Origin of the sequence: Butyrivibrio sp. VCD2006 (genome assembly GCF_000423925.1) — a bacterium.
Taxonomy (GTDB): domain Bacteria; phylum Bacillota; class Clostridia; order Lachnospirales; family Lachnospiraceae; genus Butyrivibrio.
The window spans coordinates 42,246-66,924 of the sequence record NZ_AUIX01000016.1 but is presented as its reverse complement, the minus strand read 5'-3'; the positions used below and the strand labels follow the sequence as shown (position 1 = coordinate 66,924).

General features: G+C 42.4%; 20 protein-coding genes. All 20 read left to right on the top strand.

What is annotated here, in order from left to right; all coding sequences use genetic code 11:
* Positions 1-419: 419 nt before the first annotated feature.
* On the top strand, positions 420-1,055 hold the full coding sequence (locus G586_RS0107845) for an NUDIX hydrolase (protein WP_051204643.1): 636 nt from the start codon (positions 420-422) through the stop codon (positions 1,053-1,055).
* Positions 1,052-2,464 (top strand): serpin family protein, encoded by a 1,413-nt coding sequence (locus G586_RS0107840; RefSeq protein WP_026527315.1) that lies wholly within the window; start codon positions 1,052-1,054, stop codon positions 2,462-2,464. The genes G586_RS0107845 and G586_RS0107840 overlap by 4 nt, the downstream gene beginning before the upstream one ends.
* Positions 2,465-2,658: 194 nt before the next feature.
* Positions 2,659-2,895, top strand: a complete 237-nt coding sequence (locus tag G586_RS0107835) for a hypothetical protein (RefSeq protein WP_026527314.1) — start codon at positions 2,659-2,661, stop codon at positions 2,893-2,895.
* A gap of 396 nt (positions 2,896-3,291) precedes the next feature.
* Positions 3,292-3,870 (top strand): glycerol-3-phosphate responsive antiterminator, encoded by a 579-nt coding sequence (locus G586_RS0107830; protein ID WP_026527313.1) that lies wholly within the window; start codon positions 3,292-3,294, stop codon positions 3,868-3,870.
* Positions 3,871-3,923: 53 nt separating this feature from the next.
* The gene (glpK, locus tag G586_RS0107825; protein WP_026527312.1) at positions 3,924-5,423 is read left to right on the top strand and encodes a glycerol kinase GlpK; all 1,500 of its coding nucleotides are present in this window, start codon (positions 3,924-3,926) and stop codon (positions 5,421-5,423) included.
* A 175-nt stretch (positions 5,424-5,598) separates the two neighbouring features.
* Positions 5,599-6,321, top strand: coding sequence for an MIP/aquaporin family protein (locus tag G586_RS0107820; RefSeq protein WP_026527311.1), 723 nt, complete (start codon positions 5,599-5,601; stop codon positions 6,319-6,321).
* Between the two features lie 408 nt (positions 6,322-6,729).
* Positions 6,730-8,187 (top strand): NAD(P)/FAD-dependent oxidoreductase, encoded by a 1,458-nt coding sequence (locus G586_RS22170; RefSeq protein WP_035772808.1) that lies wholly within the window; start codon positions 6,730-6,732, stop codon positions 8,185-8,187.
* Positions 8,187-9,449 carry an NAD(P)/FAD-dependent oxidoreductase gene (locus G586_RS0107810; protein WP_026527310.1) on the top strand — a complete coding sequence of 421 codons (1,263 nt, stop codon included), beginning with the start codon at positions 8,187-8,189 and terminating at the stop codon, positions 9,447-9,449. The genes G586_RS22170 and G586_RS0107810 overlap by 1 nt, the downstream gene beginning before the upstream one ends.
* A gap of 126 nt (positions 9,450-9,575) precedes the next feature.
* Positions 9,576-9,944, top strand: coding sequence for a DUF1667 domain-containing protein (locus G586_RS0107805; protein WP_026527309.1), 369 nt, complete (start codon positions 9,576-9,578; stop codon positions 9,942-9,944).
* A 163-nt stretch (positions 9,945-10,107) separates the two neighbouring features.
* Positions 10,108-11,223, top strand: a complete 1,116-nt coding sequence (locus G586_RS0107800) for a phosphate/phosphite/phosphonate ABC transporter substrate-binding protein (RefSeq protein WP_026527308.1) — start codon at positions 10,108-10,110, stop codon at positions 11,221-11,223.
* A gap of 85 nt (positions 11,224-11,308) precedes the next feature.
* Complete coding sequence (phnC, locus tag G586_RS0107795; RefSeq protein WP_026527307.1) at positions 11,309-12,082, top strand: phosphonate ABC transporter ATP-binding protein; 774 nt, start codon at positions 11,309-11,311, stop codon at positions 12,080-12,082.
* Between the two features lie 5 nt (positions 12,083-12,087).
* Complete coding sequence (phnE, locus tag G586_RS0107790) at positions 12,088-12,909, top strand: phosphonate ABC transporter, permease protein PhnE (protein ID WP_026527306.1); 822 nt, start codon at positions 12,088-12,090, stop codon at positions 12,907-12,909.
* Positions 12,910-12,925: 16 nt separating this feature from the next.
* Positions 12,926-13,735 carry a phosphonate ABC transporter, permease protein PhnE gene (phnE, locus tag G586_RS0107785; protein WP_026527305.1) on the top strand — a complete coding sequence of 270 codons (810 nt, stop codon included), beginning with the start codon at positions 12,926-12,928 and terminating at the stop codon, positions 13,733-13,735.
* Positions 13,736-14,125: 390 nt separating this feature from the next.
* Positions 14,126-15,715: a bifunctional metallophosphatase/5'-nucleotidase gene (locus tag G586_RS0107780; protein ID WP_051204642.1), complete on the top strand. Its 1,590-nt coding sequence runs from the start codon at positions 14,126-14,128 to the stop codon at positions 15,713-15,715.
* Between the two features lie 471 nt (positions 15,716-16,186).
* Complete coding sequence (ltrA, locus tag G586_RS0107775; protein WP_026527303.1) at positions 16,187-17,593, top strand: group II intron reverse transcriptase/maturase; 1,407 nt, start codon at positions 16,187-16,189, stop codon at positions 17,591-17,593.
* A 249-nt stretch (positions 17,594-17,842) separates the two neighbouring features.
* Positions 17,843-18,901 (top strand): FIST signal transduction protein, encoded by a 1,059-nt coding sequence (locus G586_RS0107770; RefSeq protein ID WP_026527302.1) that lies wholly within the window; start codon positions 17,843-17,845, stop codon positions 18,899-18,901.
* A gap of 13 nt (positions 18,902-18,914) precedes the next feature.
* Entirely contained in the window at positions 18,915-19,874 is a 960-nt protein-coding gene (locus G586_RS0107765; RefSeq protein WP_051204641.1) for a methyl-accepting chemotaxis protein, read from the top strand.
* Between the two features lie 15 nt (positions 19,875-19,889).
* Positions 19,890-22,457 carry a bifunctional diguanylate cyclase/phosphodiesterase gene (locus G586_RS22165; protein WP_035772783.1) on the top strand — a complete coding sequence of 856 codons (2,568 nt, stop codon included), beginning with the start codon at positions 19,890-19,892 and terminating at the stop codon, positions 22,455-22,457.
* Positions 22,458-22,661: 204 nt separating this feature from the next.
* The gene (locus G586_RS0107755; RefSeq protein ID WP_026527300.1) at positions 22,662-23,591 is read left to right on the top strand and encodes an ABC transporter permease; all 930 of its coding nucleotides are present in this window, start codon (positions 22,662-22,664) and stop codon (positions 23,589-23,591) included.
* 24 nt (positions 23,592-23,615) lie between these two features.
* On the top strand, positions 23,616-24,674 hold the full coding sequence (locus G586_RS0107750) for an ABC transporter permease (protein WP_026527299.1): 1,059 nt from the start codon (positions 23,616-23,618) through the stop codon (positions 24,672-24,674).
* Positions 24,675-24,679 lie beyond the last annotated feature (5 nt).

Below are 24,679 nucleotides of genomic sequence, written 5' to 3'. Positions count from 1 at the left end.
AGTATTTCCAGAAGTTTTCTGCCCATAACCGCGGCCGCACATACAGTCTTCAGGCAACTGCGGCCGCGTTTTTGGCTTGCTTCATAGTATTCCCAGAAGCTTTTCTGCTCCATCCTGCGGCCGCATATACCACATTTGACCTACTGTAGCTGCATTTTACTACCCTGTCTTCTTATCTTCAGAGAAAAATATGACTCAAATGCACATTTTTCACTGATTAAGGCATAAATATTAGTAATTACAGGTTTCTGTATTTCTTACCATGCTCATATAACCAGAAGCAATTATAGATTTCATCTATTTTGACGAGTTGTTAGAAGCTTGCTATCATTTAGAAATACGAAATAAAGAAGATTCTGATGTTTTCACACAATGGAAACAAACGGTATATAAGATAAGGACTAAGGAGATAAACATATATGGCTTCAAAGGATATTGCCTTCCCGTTTGATAAGGAAGATGATAAGAAACTTGAGTGGGAAGTGATAAGATCAAAGCACATAATTCAGGATGAATGGATGGACCTTAGGGAGATGGCATTCAGGTTTCCAGATGGTTCGGAATTTGAGCCCTTTTACAACTACAGCAGAAGAGATTATGTTGTGGTTGTCCCTTTTGATGAGGAAGGAAATCTCATCTGCGTAAGGCAGTATAGACATGGAATCAGACAGGTCACAACAGAATTTCCCGCAGGTGGAATAGAGAGAAGTGACGGCAAAGAGTATAGATCTACTGCAAATAATAGCGACAGTGAGGAGGCAGTAGAAGCGGCAAAGAGGGAGCTTTTAGAGGAGACCGGATATGAAGCCGGTGAACTAAAGCACCTCATAACCATTCCGTCCCATGCGACTCTTGCCGACAATTATGCTTATGTTTATGTCGCAAGAAATTGTAAGAGGGTATCAGGGCAGCAGCTTGATGATACGGAATTTTTAAATGTTTACAGACTAAGCCCCGAGCAGATTGAAGAGTTAATTAGGCGCGGAGAGTTTCAGCAGAGCGTTCATGTGATGGCATGGCTAATGGCAAACAGGGATAACGAGGTGGAAAAATGAATAATGCTTTAAAAGGTCTTATAGTAGTGGTCGCATGTGTTCTCTTTTTCTTTGCGTGCCTGTCTGCTGTAAAAGAAATTGGTAGTAATCGGAAAGCACTTATCGGAGACACTGCTGTAGCCACAATTGAAGATAGGGACGATTCAGTAGAAAAAATAGATGAGGAAACCAGTACTGAAGATATGACCGATCTGGTAGAAGAATTAGATGAGGACAACAGTACTGAAGATATGACCAATACGGTGGAAAAAACAGAAAGCGCTGAGATTAAGGAAAATGAGGATCTTAGCGCTGAAGAAACAAAGGATGAAGATACTTTCCAGGGAGAAAATAACGATATGAAAGAAGTTTCAGGTGATTTTGATGAAGCACTTATAAGCTTTCTTGAGAATTCAGGATTTAAGGATAAGAACTATATGGTGTCACCTGCTTCGTTACGAGCAGTCCTTACACTTGCAGTAGCCGGTGCGGACTCTGACACAAAATCATCTCTTCTTGCAGCCATGGGCTTTAGCGATGAAGAGGAAATGAATACATGGTATGAAAAGGTTGCCGGCATTTCTGAGACTCCGGTTGGGGATATGAACTATAAGCTTCTTAATTCTGTGTGGCATAACACTGATATGCCGGGCAGCATCTCCGAAAACTACAAGGCAATAATAGGAAAGAACTATAATGCAGAGGCTAATGATGTAGCCGGAGACAAGATTACAAGTGCGGTAAACAAGTGGGTTGACGAAGGTACGGAAGGACTTATCCCTAAAATGAGTGATGATCTCTCACAGGTTGATCTTGTGCTTGTAAATACAATGTATCTTAAATGCTCATGGTTTAAAGAATTTGATGAGGAAGCAACTACAGAGGGTGACTTTACTACCTTTGATGGAAGTAAGGTTAAGAAGGATTTCATGGAGAAAACCCAGAACTGCAGTTACTATGAAGAGGACGGCGGAAAGCTTGTCATTTTGCCTATGATGGGTAGCGTCAGAGCTGTATTTACCATTGGTAATATTGATGATGTATGCGAAAAGGTAAACAATGCAGTTGATGGAAGAGTGCATATTAAGCTCCCTAAGTTTGAGACTGATAGTTCCTTTTCAAACAATGAAATGTCTGAGTTTATAAAAAGAAGAGGTGCTGAAATAGCATTTACCCCTGAGGCGGATTTTTCAGTTATGAGTAGTGACAGGGAGCTGTTTATATCGGACATTATCCAGCAAACCAAGATAAAGGTTGACGAAAATGGAATTGAAGCGGCAGCAGCTACCATGATTGCTGTACTTGGCGCTGCGTTCCCCGGTAATATTGAGGAACCGTGGGAATTTATTGCAGATGAGCCGTTCAGATTCTACATAATTACTGAGACTGAAAAACCTGAGATTCTCTTCTGCGGACAGATAGTGGAATGATGGATGCTGTATATACAGCTCGCCGCATAGGCTGCGCCTACCCTGGAATGGCAGATACCTAAAAGGTTAGAAAATGTTATCAATATATTATCGATATTTAATAGATTTTTCAAAATAATTGGATTATAGTTATCATATCAACATGATTTCTTATTACGATAGGTGATTCCTATTAAGAAAGGGGTATCAGTATTATGAGCAGAGTATCTGAAGTAACCGGATTACAGCAACAGAGAATCAGAGAATATGATCAGCTTTTGAAAAAAGGTGATGATGCGCAAATTACAAGAGCTGCATTGGAGAATATGATGATGTCACTCAATGATATTTCACAGACACTCGCAATGATCGCGGACAGAGATTCCGGCAATATGCGTGATACCTATGACTCTATTGCCCGCAGTCTCGCAATGATGGCTGACTCCAAATAATAACATTAAACTGAAATACCATAGTTTATGGAATTTTAATGCCGGCAATACTTGTCAGAATCTGCATCTGACGAGGTGTTGTCGGCATTTTTACGAATATAGCTGCATTTAATGACTGATGGTCATGCAAAACGTAGACAAAAGGCACAAAGAAAATTCTATTTAAAGCACTAAAGTGTAAAAAATACACATAAAAAATAAAATATTTATAAAATATATGTTGAAAATTCCATAAAAGGGCGTTATCATAGATTCATAAGTTAATGAACGCCGGTGAGATAAGAGAATGTGGCTTTTACAATGTACAGGAACGAATCCTGTTTGTTAGACATGTTCTTTTTTTGCGCTCATTTTTAGAAAAAAACACTAGATTTTTTAGATAAGGCTGATTACTTAATGCATAGAGATTTTATAGATAAGATAGAGGAAAATCCGGTAATTGCTGCAGTTAAGGATGACAAAGGATTAGCGGCTGCACTGGGAACGGATGTTGGAATAATTTTTATTCTTTACGGAGATATATGTACCATTGGTGAAATTGTACAAAAGATAAAGAATGCCGGACGCATTGCTATGGTTCATGTGGATCTGATTACAGGTCTTAACAACAGTAAGGATGTGAGTCTTGATTTTATCAAGACAAATACAAAGGCAGATGGCATCATAACCACAAAGAGCAATCTGATCCAGCATGCCAGAGAGCTTGGACTTTATTCAGTCCTTAGATATTTCGTGATCGACAGTATGGCTCTTGTGAATATTGAAAAACAGGCCCAGTACGGATCCTGTCAGCCGGATGTAATAGAAATTCTTCCGGGAGTTGTGGTTTCAAAGATTATCAAACGTGTCAACGGAATCAGCAGAGTACCTGTTATAGCAGGCGGACTGATTTCAGACAGAGATGACGTTATGAATGCTCTATCAAGTGGAGCGATGGCGGTTTCCACCACCAATAAGGATGTGTGGACTATGTAAGTGCCGAAAGCCGCAGAGGCTATAAAGATATAACCAAAAAGGAGGATTGAAAAATGGCAAAATATGTAATGGCTCTGGATGCAGGAACAACAAGTAACAGATGTATCCTTTTTAACGAAAAAGGTGAGATGTGTTCTGTAGCTCAGAAGGAGTTCACACAGTATTTCCCGCAGCCCGGCTGGGTTGAGCATGACGCTAACGAAATCTGGCAGACACAGCTTTCAGTAGCTCGTCAGGCTATGCAGAAAGTTGGGGCAACGGCTGAAGATATCGCTGCAATCGGTATTACTAACCAGCGTGAGACAGTTATCGTTTGGGACAGAGCAACAGGACAGCCTGTATATCATGCAATCGTATGGCAGTGCCGCCGTACTGCAGATTATGCAGAGCAGATGAAGGGCAAGATCCCCGGAATCGTTGAAAAATTCCAGCAGAAGACAGGTCTTAAGTTTGACCCTTACTTCTCAGGAACAAAGATCCGTTGGATCCTTGAGAATGTTGAAGGCGCTCGAGCAAGAGCAGAGAAGGGTGAGCTTTGCTTCGGTACTGTAGATACATGGCTTATCTACAAGCTTACAAAGGGTAAGGTTCATGTAACTGATTACTCAAACGCTTCCAGAACTCTTCTTTATAACATCAACACACTTGAGTGGGATGATGAGCTTTGCCAGATTCTTGAAGTTCCGAAGAGCATGCTTCCTGAAGTTAAGCCTTCAAGCTGCATCTACGGCGAGTCTGATCCTGAGTTCTTTGGTGGCCCTATCCGCATCGCAGGTGCTGCAGGTGACCAGCAGGCAGCTCTGTTCGGACAGACATGCTTCCAGGAAGGCGAAGCAAAGAATACCTATGGTACAGGTTCATTCATTCTTATGAACACAGGCGACAAGCCGATCTTCTCTAAGAATGATCTTCTTACAACAATTGCATGGGGCCTTGACGGAAAGGTTACCTACGCACTTGAGGGTTCTGTATTCGTAGCAGGTGCTGCTATCCAGTGGCTCCGCGATGAGCTGAAGATCGTTGATTCTTCACCGGATTCAGAATACTTCGCAACAAGAGTTAAAGATACAAATGGATGTTATGTAGTTCCCGCATTTACAGGACTCGGCGCTCCCTATTGGGATCCTTACGCTCGTGGAGTTATCACAGGACTTACCCGTGGCGTAAACAAGTATCATGTAATTCGTGCAACTCTTGAATCACTTGCATATCAGAGTTATGACGTGCTTCACTGCATGGAACTTGATTCCGGCAAGCACCTCACCTCCCTTAAGGTTGACGGTGGCGCTTCCATGAACAACTTCCTTATGCAGTTCCAGTCAGACATTATCAACACCAACGTTCTTCGTCCTTGCTGTGTAGAGACAACCGCTATGGGTGCTGCTTATCTTGCAGGTCTTGCAGTTGGATATTGGACAAGCAAAGAAGACGTTATCAAGAACTGGGCAGTTGATAGGGAATTCAAGCCCGAGATGGAAGATGCAGCACGCACAAAGGCTCTTAAGGGCTGGTCACAGGCTGTTGCAGCTACAAGAGGATGGGCTAAAGAGTGAGGCTGAAAATCTTTGATTTTTCTGCCGAACCTTGTTCTGGATTACACGAAGTGTGAGAGCAGAAATTCCTTATGAAAGCTGGGATGATTCAACAGAACCCAGTATGAAAAAAGTGAATATTAATCGGTCCGCCATAGTGGCGGACCGCAATTAAAAGAAATGGGGGTAACCGAATATGTCAGTTTATATTGGCGAATTTATTGGTACTTTACTACTTGTTTTACTTGGTGATGGTGTTTGCTGTAACGTATCACTTGAGAAGTCAGGCTTCAAGGGTGGCGGAGCAGTTCACATCCTTATCGGATGGGGAATGGCAGTTATGGTTCCTGCATTTGCAATGAGCAATTTTACAGGATGCCCTTCAGCATTTAACCCTGCAGTTACAATCGGACTTGCAATCAGAACAGGTGACTGGAGCACAGTAGCAGGACAGATCATTGCTCAGATGCTCGGCGGTTTCTGCGGCGCAGCTATCCTGATCTTCCTCTATGGCGATCACATCAGAGCTACAGCTGATGATGCTACTGTTCGCGGATGCTTCTGCACAGGACCTTCAATTCCGAATCAGTTATTGAACTTCTGCTCAGAGTTCGTTGCTACATTCGTTCTTGTATTCACACTTGCACTTATCCCTGCGGGCTCAGACCGCACAGTATGGGTTCTCGTTTACGGCGTAATCGTTGCTTGTGGTGCTTCCTTCGGAGGACTTACAGGATACGCTATGAACGCAGCAAGAGATACAGCTCCTCGTCTTGCTTATCTTGCACTTGCTCCTAGCTTTGGCAAGAAGGACGGCAACTGGAGTTATGGTTGGATTCCCGCTGTAGCACCTATCTGCGGTGGTATTGTAGCATCTCTTCTTTACAATGCACTTGCTGCAGCTCAGATGTTTGGTTGAGCTGTGAGGACTTAACGAGGTTTTCCGAGTTTAGTCCGAACGTGTTCTGTCGAGCGCTTAGCGCGAGAGCAGAACTTCCTTGTGAAAAAGCTATCGGTATCAAAACCGAAATTTGTTCTTTGGTGCATATTGCATGAGGACATAAATACATCTTATAATAGGATGTAGAAAAACAAAATTTAAGTACACTGAGGGATGGAGTCGGTATGTATACGTATGATGAGATACGTTTATTACTCGACTCCATTTTTTCATAAGAAGGACTGCCAGTACTCCTTGACCAGATACTGAACCGTCCCTTCTTGAAAACTATTAGGGTTACTAAGATCGAAATTCCAGCTCCATCAAACAGAGAAGCTTGAATTTCGACAAAGAAAAATTAAAAGAGGTAGGAGAAGGAAAATTATGTTGTACGATGTCATAATCATAGGCGCAGGTGTTTCCGGTAGCGCAATTGCAAGAGAACTCTCTCGCTATGAGGCTAATGTCTGCGTTCTGGAAAAATGTGAAGATGTTTGTGAGGGAACGTCAAAGGCAAATTCTGCAATAGTTCATGCAGGCTTTGATGCTGCGGCAGGTTCCCTTATGGCAAAACTGAATGTACGTGGAAATGAGATGATGGACGACCTTTGCCGCGATTTGGACATACCATTTAAGAGAAACGGTTCCATGGTCGTTTGCATCCACAAGGAAGCCCTTCCGGGACTTCAGGATCTCTATGACAGAGGAATCAAGAACGGCGTAAAGGGAATGAAAATCCTTAGCCGCGAGGAGGCTCTTGAGATGGAGCCCAACCTCTCAGACAATGTTGAAGGTGCTCTCTATGCACCTACAGGTGGAATCATCTGCCCCTTCAAGCTTTGCATAGCTATGGCTGAGAATGCAAACGAGAACGGCGTTGATTTCAGATTCAACACCAAAGTTGAAGATATTAAAAAGCATGAAGATGGATTATGGCACATTCGAACCAATAATGGCGAGTATGTTTCTAGATATGTTGTAAACGCTGCAGGCGTTCACTCAGGCGTGATCCACAACATGGTGAGCCAGGATGATGACAAGATTGAAATCATCCCTCGCCGCGGTGATTACTGCCTGCTCGATAAGGAAGTTGGCGGCCACGTAAGCCACACAATCTTCCCTCAGCCCACCAATCTTGGTAAGGGCGTACTTGTTTCACCTACTGTTCACGGTAACCTCATTGTTGGTCCTACCGCGATCGATATTGAAGACAAGGAAGGAACAAACACAACTGCAGAGGGAATCAATGATCTTATAGCAAAAGCTAATGATCACGTAAAGAACCTTCCTATGAGAAAGGTTATCACTTCCTTCGCAGGACTTCGTGCTCATGAGGCTCGTCATGAGTTCATAATAGGCGAAGTAAAGGGAGCTGAGCACTTCATTGATGTAGCTGCTATTGAGTCACCCGGACTTACTTCCAGTCCCGCTATCGGTGAGATGGTAGGTAACATGCTCAAGGATATGATGAAGCTTACAGCTAAGTCAGAGTGGAAGAGCACAAGAAAAGACATTATGAATCCCGCAGACCTCTCACTTGAAGAGAGAAATGAACTGATCAAAAAGCAGCCCGCATACGGCAACATCATCTGCCGCTGCGAGTCTATTTCAGAGGGTGAGATCCTCGATGCGATCCACAGACCCTTAGGAGCAAGATCACTTGACGGTGTTAAGAGAAGAACAAGAGCCGGCATGGGAAGATGTCAGGCAGGCTTCTGCTCACCTCGTACAATGGAAATCCTCCATCGTGAGCTTGGTCTTTCATATGAAGAAATCACCAAGAGCGGCGGAACTTCCAATATCGTAATGGAACGCACCAAACACCAGAAGGGAGGAGAGCAGTAATGACTTCTTATGATATCGTAATCGTAGGTGGCGGCCCTGCAGGCCTTGCTGCCGCTATCTCTGCCAGAAAAGCAGGCGTAGAGAAAATTCTTATATTAGAGCGTGACAGAGAACTTGGAGGAATCCTTAACCAGTGTATCCACAACGGATTCGGACTTCACACCTTCAAGGAGGAGCTTACAGGTCCCGAATACGCTCAGCGCTTTATCGATCAGGTTCTTGATGAAAAGATCGAGTACAAACTTCATACGATGGTAATGGATATTTCCGCTGACCGCGTTGTTACAGCAATGAGCCGTGAAGATGGAATGTATCAGATACAGGCCGGTGCAGTTATTCTTGCAATGGGCTGCAGAGAGCGTCCCAGAGGAGCCCTCAACATTCCGGGATACCGTCCTGCAGGTATATTCTCAGCAGGTACAGCTCAGAGACTTGTCAATATGGAAGGCTATATGCCCGGTCGTGAAGTAGTTATCCTTGGTTCAGGTGATATCGGACTTATCATGGCAAGACGTATGACTCTTGAAGGCGCCAAGGTTAAGGTTGTGGCAGAGCTCATGCCTTACTCCGGCGGACTTAAGAGAAATATTGTTCAGTGTCTTGACGACTTCGGAATTCCGCTTAAGCTGTCTCACACTGTTGTTGATATCGAAGGAAAAGAGCATCTTACAGCAGTTACAATCGCTGAGGTTGATAAGAACATGAAGCCTATTCCGGGAACGGAAGAACGCTATACATGTGATACACTTCTTCTTTCCTGCGGACTTATTCCTGAGAATGAGCTCTCAAGAAATGCAGGCGTTGAGATGAATCCCGTCACATCAGGACCTGTTGTAAATGAGTCTCTTGAGACCAATATCCCCGGCGTATTTGCCTGTGGTAATGTTCTTCACGTTCACGATCTTGTTGACTATGTATCGGAAGAAGCAACAAGAGCCGGTGCAAATGCAGCCAAGTTTGTGAAGAACGGAAAGACAGAGTCAGGAAAAGTTGTAGAGCTTACAGCAACAGACGGCGCTCGCTATACAGTACCTTCAACCATAAACATCGATCGCATGGATGACCTCCTTACAGTAAGATTCCGTGTCGGCGCTGTTTATAAGGATTCTTATGTAAGTGTTTATTTCGATGATGAGCGTGTAATGCATAATAAAAAGCGCATTATGGCTCCCGGTGAGATGGAGCAGGTTATTCTTCAAAAGACAAAGCTTCAGGAGGCAGCTCCCTCTAAGATAACAATTAAAATTGAGCCGGAAGAGTAATAACAAATAAGTCTAAAGAAAATTACTTATTGGTTAAAGTAGATGATTACGCCCTGCCTTCCCCCAGGGGGGAAGGTGTCAGCGAAGCTGACGGATGAGGGGTAATATCAAGGAAGGAAACATGACATGGAAAAAAGAGAACTTACGTGTATCGGCTGCCCCATGGGCTGCCAGATCACAGTAGAATTAGAAGATGGTGAAGTGATGGCCGTAAAGGGTAATACCTGTGCAATTGGCGATAAATATGCCAGAAATGAGGTTACCCATCCTGAGCGTACCGTAACAAGTACTGCAGTTATCGTTGGCGGAGACAAGCCCCGCGTATCTGTTAAGACGGCCTCCAACATTCCGAAGGACAAGATATTCCAGTGCATGAAGGAAATTGATGATGCATGTGTGGAAGCACCCGTTCATATCGGAGACGTAGTTGTAAAAAATGTTGCAGGAACAGGAGTTGACGTCGTTGCCACAAGAGAGGTCAACAAAGCTGTTTGACGGAAACTTAAGAAAATCTTAAATTACGTGCTAATTTATTTCATTGACAAAGATTTTTGGGTCACATATAATTTATTTTTGGAGTAGTAAGGAGCTCATGTGGGGAAATCCATATGGGCTCTTTTTACGGAAAAACAATTTTATATTTATTGCAGGAGGATTTATGAAGAGATTATTTGCAATGATGATCGCAGGCGTTAGTACTATATCAATGCTTGCAGGATGTGGTGCTAAGACAACAGAGACCACAACAGAGACACCCGCTACAGAGGCTACTGAGGTTGCAGAGACAACTGAGGATGCTACAAGTGCCGAGGCAGCTGAGGCTCCCGCTGAGACAGTTAAGATTGACAAGCTTACAATTGGTTTCGTACCTTCACGTGAGCCCGATGAGATCGTAACAGCAACTGAGCCCCTTAAGCAGCTCCTTACAGACGAGCTTGCAGGTCTTGGTTATGAGGTTGGTACTGTTGATATCACTGTTGGTACCAGCTACGAGGCAGTAGGCGAGGGACTTTCAGCTGGTACTATCGATGTAGGTCTTATCCCTGGCGGTACATTCGTACTTTACGAGGATGGTTGCGATGTTCTCCTTACAGCTACAAGAGACGGTCTTTCTATTGAGAGCCCTAATGCAAAGGATTGGAACGACAACAAGCCCACAGAGCCCACAGAGGATCAGGTAACATTCTATCGTGGACTTATCATCGCAGGCCCTTCAGAAGCTGGTCAGGCTGTTGCTGAGAAGGTTAACAACGGTGAGGAACTCACATGGGAAGACCTTGATGGCCTTAACTGGAGCGTAATGAACTCTTCATCTTCTGCTGGATATATTTATCCTTCACTTTGGCTCCAGGCTAACTATGAGAAGCATGTAACAGATCTTTCACACGCTGTACAGGCTGATTCTTATGGTAATGCTTTTGCAAGACTTGCTTCAGGTCAGATCGACGTTGTTTGCTGCTATGCAGATGCAAGACGTGACAACGAAGAGAAGTGGACAACAGAGTTTGGCAGAGAGTCAAGCATCTGGGATGAGACAAACGTAATTGGTGTAACAGATGGTATCTACAATGATACAATCAGCGTAAGCAAGACTTCACCTGTTATGGATGATAACTTTAAGACTGCTCTTAAGAATGCTTTCATCAACATTGGCAACACAGACGCAGGTAAGGAAGTTATCTCTATCTACAACCACAATGGTTATGTAGAGGCTAACTCTGAGGACTATGATTCAGAGAGAGCTGCACAGGAACTTATTAAGTCAATGAACTAATCACACCGTTATTAGACACAATATTTATTTAACAAAAAGGGAAGGTGTTTACTTTTAATGCCTTCCCTATTTTTAGGAGAAAGAAATGATCAGGTTTGAAGATGTAGGAAAAAGATATCCCAACGGTTTCGAGGGATTAAAGCATGTTAATCTCACCATCGAACAGGGAGAATTTGTAGCGATAATCGGACTTTCAGGTGCAGGTAAATCCACACTCATTCGTACCATCAACAGGATGCACGATGTTACGAGCGGAAAACTCACCGTGGATGATGTTGATGTGATGAGTCTGTCCGGAAAACAGCTCAGAAGATTCCGTAGGAAGATCGGAATGATATTCCAGTCATTCAATCTGATCACAAGAACTACTGTTATAAAAAATGTACTTACTGCTTTTGTACCGGATATGCCCTGGTATAGATCAACCTTTGGTATTTACACAAAAGAGGAGAAAATGACAGCTCTTGAGTGTCTCGATAAGGTTGGAATTCTTGACAAGGCTTTCGTACGTGCTGATCAGCTTTCGGGTGGACAGCAGCAGAGAGTTGCTCTTGCAAGAACTCTTGCTCAGAATCCCCAGATCATTCTTGCTGATGAGCCTGTTGCAGCACTTGATCCTGTTACCGCAGGTCAGGTTATGGACGACTTTAAGAGAATAAATGAGGATATGAATATCTCTATCCTTATCAATATCCACCATGTAGATCTTGCTCTTAAATACGCTACAAGAGTAGTTGGAATCAGAGAGGGTGAAATCGTATATGACGGACCTGCTTCAGATGTAAATAAGGAGGTTCTCAGACTTATTTACAAGGGCAATGTTGACGCTAACGGCAATGTTCAAGATGAAGAGGGGTGAGAGAATTGAGCGTATACGATAAGATTTTTAAACCCAAAGTATATACATTACCAAATGGTAAGTCAGTAGAAAAGAAGGCTTCAAGAGCACCGATTTATCTGATCATTGTTTTGCTTATGTGCGCTCTTTCCGTTAAGATTACAGGCTTTGACTTTAAGATACTCTCACAGCGTATCGGTCAGTTCTTTGTAATTTTAGGACAGATGTTCCCGCCGAAGCTTTCTTACATGGAGAAGGTATGGAGTCCTCTTTTTGACACCATCAAGATGTCACTTTTAGGTTCTGCAGCCGGTGCACTTTTGTCAGTGCCCTTTGCAATGCTTGCAAGTACTAATGTGTGTCCTAATAAGGTAGTTGTTTCTATTGTGAGAGTTATGTTTTCACTTATCAGAACTCTTCCTACACTGGTAACAGCCCTTGTTGCTACACTTGTTTTCGGACTTGGTACTCTTGCAGGTACTTTCGCGATAGCAGTATTCTCTTTCGCCTATATCGGAAAGCTTACCTACGAGGAGATTGAGACCGTTGATATGGGTGCCTTCGAAGCTATGGAGGCTATGGGTGCTACCAAAACAAGAGCATTCATCTCAGCTATTGTTCCTCAGGTACTGCCTTTCTATCTGTCAAACTGCCTGTTCAATTTTGAGGGTAATGTTAGATATGCTGCGGTTCTTGGATACGTTGGAGCCGGTGGTATCGGACTTGTACTTAACGAGAAGATATCCTGGAGAGAGTATGACAGCGTTGGAATGATGCTTGTAGCTCTCTTTGTTGCTGTGTTTGTTATTGAGTCCACAAGCAGAATGCTTCGTAAGAAGCTCGTATAATCAGGAGGCGTGAATAATGAATAAGAGAATTGAAGAAGCTTATGAAAAGCGCCCCAAAAGCTGGATGTATCATCTTGCAATTGCCATAATTTTTGTGGGCCTTATGGTCTGGAGCGGCAGTGCCGTTGAGACCGCAGGAACAACGATGGACGGCGGACTTATTGCCTTAAATATCCTTAAGGGAATTTTCCAGCCTGATCTGTCATTCCTTTTTGATTTTACAACTCAGGGCGTACCTTATCTTATGCTTGAGACAATATGTATAGCATTCCTTGGAACAATCGTAGGTGCTATCCTTTCAGTGCCTCTTGCATTTATATCAGCGTCCAATCTTACTCCCAAGCCTATCGCATTTGCGGGAAGAATAATCATCATGGCTGTTCGTACAATACCTGCATTTGTTTATGGTCTTATGTTCATCAGAGTTACCGGCCCCGGAGCCTTCGCAGGTCTTCTTACAATGGGTGTGTGCTCTGTCGGAATGATCAGTAAGATGTATATTGAAGCTATAGAGGATCTTGATGTACATGTAGTTGAATCACTCGATGCTGCAGGCTGCAATACCTGGCAGAAGATACGTTACGGAATACTTCCGCAGCTCCTTCCCAACTTTGCATCTACTGCGATCTACAGATTCGATATTAACATGAGAGATGCAACCATCCTTGGTATGGTTGGTGCCGGTGGTTTTGGTGCTCCTCTTATCTTCGCAATGAATGCTTATAAGTGGAACGAAGCAGGAGCTATCCTTGCCGGACTTATCATTCTGATTTTGATCATTGAGTACATTTCAACTAGAATAAGAGTTAAGCTTACAAGAGGTTAAATCGTACAAAATAAAGATTTCTCCCAGAGAGATAGGTTGAAAAATTTAAAGCCTTCTCCCAGAGAGATAGGTTGATAAAATTTAAAGCCTTCTCCCAGAGAGATAGGTTGATAAAATTTAAAGCCTTCTCCCAGAGAGGGAGGTTGAAAAATTTAAAGTCTTCTCCCAGAGAGATAGGTTGAAAAATTTAAAGTCTTCTCCCAGAGAGATAGGTTGAAAAATTTAAAGCCTTCTCCCAGAGAGATAGGTTGATAAAATTTAAAGCCTTTTCCCAGAGAGGGAGGTTGATAAAATTTAAAGCCTTCTCCCAGAGAGGGAGGTTGATAAAATTTAAAGCCTTCCCCCTCTTAAGGGGGAAGGTGTCAGCGAAGCTGACGGATGAGGGTTCTTATGCGAATAATTTTCACTTCAGACACACACGGACACGTATTCCCAATAAACTACGCCACAGGAGCTCACGAGACCTCCGGTCTTTTCAGTGTGGCTGCTCAGCTTAAGGGAGAAAAGGAAATAGACGGTAACACCCTTGTTATTGATGGCGGCGACAGTTTGCAGGGTACACCTCTTTTATCCTACTACCTTAGTCATATGGATGAATATGAGCTTCATCCTATGGCAGAGGGTTTCAATGCCATGGGACTTGATTACTACACACTTGGAAACCATGATTTCAACTTTGGATATGAGGCTATTAGTGACTTTGCAAAGGCAATGAAGGCAACTCTGGTCTGCGCGAATGTTACCGACAAACGTGGTGAGCTTGGAATAAAGAAGCACGTGATCCATACTCTCGAGGATGGAACCAGGGTTGGAATTACCGGTGCTGTAACAGGTTTTGTTAATGTCTGGGAACAGAAGAAGAACCTGGTAGACTTTGAAATAGCCGATCCGCTTCCGGTTTTGGCAAAAGAGCTCGAGGAGCTTAAGGGTAAATGCGATGTTACCGTATGTATTTATCATGGCGGCTTTGAGGAGGATTTAAATACCGGTGATAAACTCTCTGAGTCAGAGGAAAATCAGGCCTGCAAGATAGGTAGAGAGCTTGATTTTGATATTATTCTTACAGGGCATCAGCATATGTCCATAGAGGGTATTTTCATGGATGGCACATTTGGTATACAGCCTCCTGACAAGGCTATGAGATATTGCCTTGTGGATGCTGAGTACGTGGGGCCCGATGAAAAAAGAGATGTAAAGGGAAGAACCCTTACTACCAGTGGATGGAGTATCATGTCTTTCCTTATGCCTGTTGAAAAACAGTATGCCGATTTTGATAAGATTCAGGCAGTAAATCCGGGCCTTAAGGAGATGAATGAGAAGCTCCAGACCTGGCTTGATGAACCTATCGGATGTCTTGAGGAGGAAATTCTTCCGGAACAGAAGCTGGATGTGGCGCTTTATGGCAGCAGAGTTGCATCAATATTTAATCAGGTACAGCTTGAGCTGACAGGTGCTGATTTTTCATGCACAAGCCTGTCCAATGAGCCGCTTGGTCTTCATAAAGAGATAACAGTAAGGGATGTTCTCGGAATTTATCAGTTTGCCAACACTGAGGAAGTTAAAGAGATGACCAAGGCTGACCTTAAGGCAGCTTTAGAGAGATGTGCCGAGTACTTTGATTACGATGAAAAAACAGGAAAGGTTGGGATATCCGATGCTTTCCTTCAGCCGAAGATAGAGCATTATAATTATGATCTCTACGCGGGAATGTGGTATGAATTTGATATAAGAAGACCGGTTGGAGACAGAGTTGTTGTTATGAGAAAGCTGGATGGAACAGAGCTTTCTGACGACGAGACATATACTCTTGTTACCAGCAATTATCGCGCAACCGGCACAGGCGGATATGACACTATCGGAAAAGCGAAGAGTATAAGAACCTATCCCGATGAAATGCCGGATCTGGTAATCGACTTTGTGAGACGTCATAGTCCTGTCGGAAATATAGTAAATAGTAGATTTAAATGTATTACTGAATAATGAGTATGAGCCTATAGGAAACAGCTTCCTATAGGCTTTTTCTTGTGCGCCCGACGGCGCACGTTTCTAATGGGTGAAAGTCCCTAGCCCGCCCGACAGTGGGAAGAGCACAGCCGAACACCAAGGGTGTCCTATCGTGGCAATGACCACGTTAACGCGAGGGGAATCTGAAGGAAGGTGTAGGCAAATCTCCGACCTTACGGACAGAAACTATATATGAGGCTATGTTGCTTCGGGGGTAAGACTGCAAGACAAGCCAAAGCCCAATAACTGTACGGAACCGCGCATAGTAAATATGGTTGGTGCATGGAGTGAAAGAAACGTGTGGTACTCGGGGAGGTCTCGTCAGCGGGTGGAAACAGAGTATGAAGCCCGTGAGTAACAACGAATGATGAGAAGTCAGCAGAGGTCGTAGTACCAGGGCGACTATAGGCGCCGTGGGAAGGACTGAACTTTTAGGAGACACAAGCAATGAATGTAACCGAAAGTGGGTTTGAGAACAGACAACTTCATATTGAAGACTACCTGCAAATGGCTACTGCGGAACAGGAAGAGTATGCAGGAGGGTTCGACTACGCTAGGATTACTGAAAAGAGCGGTGTCATCACAGATTTTTGGACGGACAATCTACTGGACTTGATTTTGCGTAAAGACAACATGAATAAGGCTTATAAGAAAGTAAAATCAAATGGCGGCGCAGGTGGAATTGATGGAATGCAGGTGGATGAACTTCTGCCCTACCTAAAAGAACACAGTAACGAGCTAATCCAAAAGATAAAGGATGGGAAATATAAGCCCAACCCTGTCCGCAGGGTAGAGATACCCAAAGAAACAAAGGGCGAGTATAGAAAGTTGGGAGTTCCGACAGTTGTAGACAGAGTCATACAGCAGGCAATAACGCAGGAACTCGTGCCCATCTTTGAGCCACAGTTCTCAGAGAGCAGTTTTGGCTTTCGACCCAAAAGAGGACAGCATGATGCCCTCAGACAATGCCAGAAATACGTCAATGATGGATATGTGTATGTGGTGGATATGGACTTGGAAAAGTTCTTTGATACCGTCGGTCATAGCAAGTTGATAGAGGTATTGTCACGTACCATAAAGGATGGCAGAGTTATATCTCTCGTTCATAAATATCTGAATGCAGGAGCTATGGCAAACGGACTGTTCGAGAAAACAGAAATCGGTATGCCTCAGGGTGGACCTCTCAGTCCATTACTTAGTAATGTCATGCTTAACGAGTTGGACAAGGAGCTGGAGCGCAGGGGCCTGCGGTTCGTAAGATTCGCGGATGACTGCATGATTTTTTGCAGGAGCAAGAGAAGCGCTCAGAGAGCCATGGTCAACATAGTTGCATATATTGAAGGGAAACTCTTCCTTAAAGTAAACAGGGCGAAAACAGTAGTTGCGCATATCAGAGATGTTAAATACCTCGGATACGGGTTCTACATCTACAAGCATGTATGCCGTTTCAGAGTACACCCAAAGTCAGTTACGAAGATGAGAAAGAAAATCAGAGAACTAACTGATAGAAATAAAGGCATAAGCAATGCTGAACGTGAAAAGAGATATCGTGAGTATGTGGAAGGATGGATTGTATATTTCCGCCTTGCTGACATGAAGAATCTTCTCAAGGAAACAGACTCATGGGCTAGACATAGAATTAGAGCCGTCTATTGGAAGCAATGGAAGAAAGTCAGAACGAGATTTAAGATGCTGAGAGCACTGAAAATCGAGGAGTGGCAGGTGAATATGCTTGCCAATACAAGAAAAGGCACTTGGAGAGCGGCACAGATGCTTTCCGTAGCCCTTACAAATAAAATAATAGTCAAGCTCGGATACACGTCCATGCTTGACTATTATCTGAAAGTCTGTTGAAAACTAAAGGAACCGCCTTGGTACCGGACGGTATGCCGGGTGGTGTGAGAGGTCGGCTACTCACCTGATGGGTAGCCTCCTACTCGATTGTTATTAAGAAATATCCTATGGCATTTCCACCTTGTTTATTAAATTTTAATAGATTTTTTAATGAAATATAGTTTTTGAGACATTGTTTCATAGTGTTATCAAATGATATCATAATTTATGCAGGGTACTGTTGATTTCTTATGTAGGAGATTAAGCCTTATGAAAATGTTTAATGGAAAAAGCTCATCAGGAAGTGTAGCAGATGCAACCAGAGGACTAAGTAGTCCTAAACTCATTATTTTTACAGGTGAAGCAAATAAGTTTGATTCAATTGTTGCAGAGATTGAAGCAAAGTATCCGGGTGTTCCCAGCATAGGATGTGTAGGAATGGGATATGATTCGGCGATTCAGGAGACAGGTATAACCATTACTGCCTTTACAGAAGGCGTAAAGGTAAAGACCGGTGTTCTTGAGAGCGTATCAAAGATGCCTGCACGCCATATTCAAAGGCTTGAAAAGGATATTGAGGAAGTAAGACCCGGCAAGGAAAATACTGCGATAATTGATTTTTGTGCAGGGAACGATGCAGCTGTTCTTACAACCCTTAGAGAGCTTATCGAAAAGTTCAATCTTCAGGTTATGGGAGCTACCGGTGATGCCGGAAAAGTCTCCGTAGATGGCAAAGTCTATGAGGATGCCATGACCTACGCGGTTGTCAAAAATGAAGGCGGAAGAGTAAAGACCTACAAAGAGAATATTTATGCGCCTAAGGATAACAGACAGCTCATTGCATCAAAGACAGATAAGGCAAAGTATTACTTGGGAGAGCTTAATGGGCGCTCTGCTAAACAGGTTTATATGGATCTGACGGGCACATCTACTGACAAAGACATTATCAATCAGACCTTCCAGAATCCTCTCGGAAAAATGATCGGAAACGATGTCTGCATCTGCTCTATCAAGGATGTATCAGGCAGCGGACTTATCATGTACAGACAGATAAATGACTCTGATATCCTGACACTTCTTGAGATGAAGGATCCCATGGAGGTTGCGCAGAATACAGTTGACAGGATAAAGAGTGATTTTACAAAGATATCAGGCATATATTCAGTTAACTGCATCTTCAGATATCTGGTTCTTAAGGAAAGGGGAGAGCTCAATACTTATCTTAACAAGATTGCTTCTCTTGGACCTTCCTGCGGACTTATCGGATTCGGAGAGCATTACAATACACAGTTTGTAAATCAGACAATGACATGTGTTGTATTTGAATAAGGGAGATAAGAATATGCTTACAGATATTTTTAAAAAGAAAACCGAAGATGTTGTCAGCACAGTAGCACCTCCAAAAAAAGAGGACGATCCTGAGAAGAGAGAATCACTGATCTATATTGCCAATTCTGTGAAGAAATTCCAGAAGGAGCTTGTTCATAATGAGGTTAGCTCGCTTACAGAGATTCATGATATGGGCGAAGCTATTGAAGATGTAATTAAAAGTAATACTGATCTGCGTGATCAGATGGATGCTTTTAATGAAATGTTTGCGGCTGTTAATGACAGCGCAGGCAAATTCGAAGATGTTAAGGTCAATATTCTAAACAGTGTTCAGAATGCGCAGAATAAGGTTTCAGAGCTCAAAGACAGTTCAAACGAAGTAAGAGCTACTTTCGATGAAATGCAGCTGAGTTTTGAAAATTTCAAGAGCTCAGTTGACCAGATTTCAGACTATATGAAACAGATTGTCGGAATCGCGACTCAGACAAATCTTCTTGCGCTCAACGCTTCCATCGAGGCAGCCAGAGCCGGAGCAGCAGGAAAAGGTTTCGCAGTTGTAGCAACAGAGGTAAGAGAACTCGCAGATGAGATAAAGGTTCTTATCAGTCAGGTTAATGCTTCTATTGATGCTACGAATGAAGAAAGTGAGAAGCTTTCTGCCAATATTCAGAATTCCATTGCTGCTATGGATAAGAGTATCCAGGAAGTTGATGAGACCAACGAGACCTTTGATGAGATCATCGAAAGCGCAAACGGTGCAAATGCAGTTCAGGAAGAAATTTCAGATACCGCTGATACTGCATCTGATGAGCTTCAGAGAATCGGAAACAGTTTTACGGATATTAACAGGAAGTACGATACCCTGGTAAGTCAGCTTGATAGAGTAAATGCTCTCGGCACGACAAAGAGTAGCGTTTTTGAACATATTGATAATCTTATTTCTCAGATTGAACCTATAGTGAAGGATAAATAAAAACCGCTTGCAAAAATGAATACTACTAAAACCGTTGATCGACTAAACGAATACATTATTGCAAATTTTGATAAGGCAATTAGCGAAGGCTGGATAGAGACATACTTCCAGCCTATTGTTCGTGCGTCAAACTGCAAGGTATGCGAAGAGGAAGCTCTCGCACGTTGGGATGATCCGGGATTTGGTGTTCTTAATCCTGATACGTTTATTCCGATACTGGAGGTATCAGGCCTTATCGAGCGGCTTGACCTGTATGTCCTTGGAGAAGTTCTTGAAAAAATGCGACAGCAGGCTAAGATAGGGCTTCCGATTGTTACGACCTCAGTCAATTTTTCACAGGTGGATTTTCAATCCGGAGATTTAGTTGAAAAGATTGATGATATCGTAAGTGCATCAGGGATTTCAAAGGACAAAATTGCTATTGAGATTTCAGATAGTTCAGTCATTACGGATAGGAGCCGCACCATAGCGCAGCTTGAGCTTTTACAAAAGCTTGGTTATAAGATCTGGCTGGATAATTATGGTTGCGGAAATCTATCATTTATTCTGTCTCCTCGTGTGGATTTTGATGTGGTCAAGCTTGATATGTCTATGACAAGGCAGTCTATGACCAGCGGGAAGGCAAGGATAGTTATCACAGAGCTGATCAAAACATCTGTTGGTCTTGGAATTGAGGCTATAGTAAAAGGTGTTGAAAATAAACAGCAACTCGATTTTCTTAAAGAAATCGGATGCGGAAAGCTTCAGGGCTTTTATTTCTGTAAGCCGCTTCCTATATCGTCAATATTTGACCGTTATCAAAACGGTTTACAAATTGGTTTTGAGAATCCAAAGGAAGCAGATTATTATGCAGCTGTTGATAAGATCAGTCTTCATGATATTCCCTTTATGAAGATGAATCCAGGGCTGATGGGGGACTTTTTTGATACACTTCCTATGGCTATTCTTGAAATAGATGAGGAAGAGTTAAGGGTAATGCGAATCAACAAGGTTTTTGAAAGATTCCTTGCTGATGATTTTCCGGAACAAAAGGACATTCAAAGAATCTCATTAAAGGCTAGTGAGAATAAAGTGGGATCATATACATTAAGTTCAATTAAAAGGAGTCTTACTACTGATAAGCAGATTATCATTGATGACAGAACACCTACCGGGAAAACCGTTCATATGATGATTCAGAAGATAGCACAGAATCCGGTAACTAAAAAGTATGCTGTTTTATTCGCTATAATCTCCATATCTGACGCGGGTAAGGCCATTGATTCACTTTCATACAATTATATCGCCAGAGCTCTTTCTGAAGATTATGTGGCAATGTACTTCGTTGATATGGATTCCAATAACTATGTGGTATATCATTCTGATGGTATCAACCGTGATATAAGTATTAGCGATCATGGTGACGATTACTTTTATGATGCTCACAATAATGTTGATAAAAGAATTTATAAAGAAGATGAGGAGATGTTCAACGAGCTTGTCACAAAAGAGAATATCATGAAAAGTATTGAAGAGAACGGATCATTTTCCGTGACCTTTAGAGCTGATGATGAGATTGGTATTCATTATGTGAACATGAAGGCTGTAAGGGCCAGAGCTGACAAAAGACATATCATCATCGGTATAAGTGATGTTGACAATCAGATGAAGCAGCAGGAGTTGTTCAAGCTTATTCAGGAAGAGAGAATCATTTACTCAAGAATGGCTGCTCTTGAAGGTGATTTCCTCGCTGTTTATAGTGTTGATTTATCCGATGACAGCTATGTTGTTTATAAGACACCTCAGGGGGTTAATTTCATAGGAACCAAAGAAAAGGGAAATGACTTTTTTGGCGAAACACTTGATAGAATCAAGGAAGTAATCCATAAAGATGATTACGAAGGATTTGTTAAGAATGTCACCAAAAAGCATATTTTTGATGCAATAAACAGGAGTGGATCATTTAGCTATAAATACAGATTTTTAAATAATAAGGTTATAACATACGTTAACCTTAAGGCAGTTACTGTTGAGGAAAATGGTGAACAAAAGCTTATTGTCGGACTCATCAACATAGATGCGCAGGTGAAGAAGGAAGCGGAATATGCCGAGAATTTATCTGCTGCTGAGGATATGGCACTTAAGGATGCGCTTACCGGAGTAAAGAATAAGCATGCTTACGCAATAGCTGAAAAAGAATTGAATGATAAGGTTCTTGAGGGAACCGTGTCCGACTATGCGATAGTTGTTTTTGACCTGAATGGACTTAAATTTGTTAATGACACTTTCGGACATCAGAAGGGTGACGATTTTATTAAACGTGGCTGCAAGATGATATGTGATACCTTTGCACATAGTCCTGTATTTCGCATAGGTGGTGACGAGTTTGCTGTTATAGCACAGGGAAAGGACTACGACAATCTTGATTCAATAATGAATTCGTTTGATGCATCTAATTACACCAATAAGATCAGAGGCGAAGTGACTATAGCTGCAGGTGCCGCGAGAAGCACATCGAAGATGTTCGTTAAGGAAGTATTTGAGAAGGCTGATGCAAATATGTATGAGAAAAAGAATAATATGAAAAAAACATTGTTACTTTGATCAAAATTATGATATTATGTCATGGTTGAAGGCAATGGCGCCGATTAATTTCGCACCATTGTCTTTTTTTTATTTAAAAGAAATCCTATTATAAATAAAAAAGTGTCCGCGGCACGTGTACAATCGTGCGTGTGTGGTTGACATAATATGCTGACTTGTTATAATATGTCAGATGATATGAAATAGAAGGTAGGGATTTAAAAAATGAATACGAAAACTCTTATGTACATCGTTAAACGTGTTTTGCTTGCGATTGTTACAGTATGGATCGTTATTACGGTTACATTCTTTGTTATGCATGCGGTACCGGGGGGACCCTTCGTAGGAGAGAAGGCTGTAAGTGAATCGGTTCAAAAGGCCATGGAAGCAAAATACGGTCTTGATAAGCCGCTCGGCATTCAGTACATCACTTATTTGAGGGATATAGTTACAAAGTTTGATTTCGGACCATCCTTGAAGCAGAGAGGAAGAAATGTAAACGACATCATTTTTGATGGAATGAAAACATCTGCAAAGCTCGGTGTTATTGCAGCATTTATTGCACTTATCATGGGCATTATATTTGGTGCGGTTGCGGCACTTCGCAGAAACAAACTGATCGATCGCATAATCATGATAATTACTACAGCTTTTGTGTCTATGCCATCATTTATCATGGGTTCACTGCTGCTCATTATTTTTGCCATCAATCTTAAATGGTTCCCGGCAAACGGAGCTTCAAAGAATGGACTTACACTTCCTGTTTTGACGCTTTCACTGTATCCCATGGCATACATCACAAGACTTACAAGGTCTTCAATGCTTGAGGTTCTTGGACAGGACTATATCAGAACCGCCAAGGCTAAAGGTGTGTCAGGCATGAAAATCGTGTTTGGACATGCCCTTAAGAATTCTCTTATTCCTGTTATTACGTACTTTGGTCCCATGCTGGCAGGTATTGTTACGGGATCACTGGTTGTTGAGCAGATTTTTGCAGTTCCGGGAATTGGCAGAGCTTTTGTTAACAGCATAACCGGACGAGACTATCCGCTTGTAATGGGAACAACAATTGTACTGGCCACACTTATTGTAATCATGAATCTTGTTGGAGATATTATGTACAAAGTTGTCGATCCCAGAATCACACTTGAATAATACGGATTTGGAGAGAATTTACTGATGGAAAATAAAATGTTTAGTGCGCAGGTTGATCTTGATGATTTTATGCCTGCTTCTGATAAAGAAAAAGAATACATGGTGCAGATGCGCCCTTCTACTACATTCTTTAAGGATGGAGTAAAGAGACTTTTAAAGAACAAGGTTGCAACAGTCTGCTTTTTTATAATTGTGATTATTACACTTGCAGCAATAATCATACCGATAGTATGGCCTTACTCATATGACCAGATGCTCGGCATGACACCCGGAAAACCGGTGGATAATTCATTCAACAATCTTGCACCATTCAAGTACGGAAGATCCGAGATGAGAAGAATAGCAAACGGAGAGACAGTTATTCCTCATATTTTCGGAACTGACGCGCAGGGAAGAGATTACTTTATCCGTGTGGTTTATGGTACAAGAATTTCACTTGCTGTAGGATTTTTTGCCAGCATCATCGTGCTTATCATCGGTATGACTGTTGGCTCAGTTGCAGGATACTGCGGAGGTGCAGTTGACCTTGTCATAATGAGAATAGTGGATATTATTTATTCACTGCCGGATATGCTGATGGTTATTCTGCTTTCATCCGTTCTTAAGGTCGTGATGGAAGGTGCACTGGACGGTACTGTCCTTGCAAAAATCGGTTCAAATATCATAAGTCTGTTCATAGTATTTGGTGTACTTTACTGGGTATCCATGGCAAGACTTATAAGAGGTCAGATACTTTCCTTAAGAGAGCAGGAGTATGTCCTCGCGGCAAGAGCAGCAGGTGCTCCGGGAAAATGGATCATTTTAAAGCATCTTATTCCTAACTGCTTTTCAGTGATCATTATCTCAACAGCGCTTCAGATTCCCAGTGCGATTTTTACAGAGAGTTATCTGTCTTTCCTTGGACTTGGTGTTAATGCGCCTATGCCTTCACTTGGCTCCCTTGCGTCGGATGCCTTAAACGGTATCACGTCTTATCCTTACAGACTGATCATTCCGGCAATAGTTATTTCGCTTATTGTATTGTCACTGAACCTTTTCGGTGATGGATTAAGGGATGCGTTTGATCCCAAACTTAATGCGTAATGGAG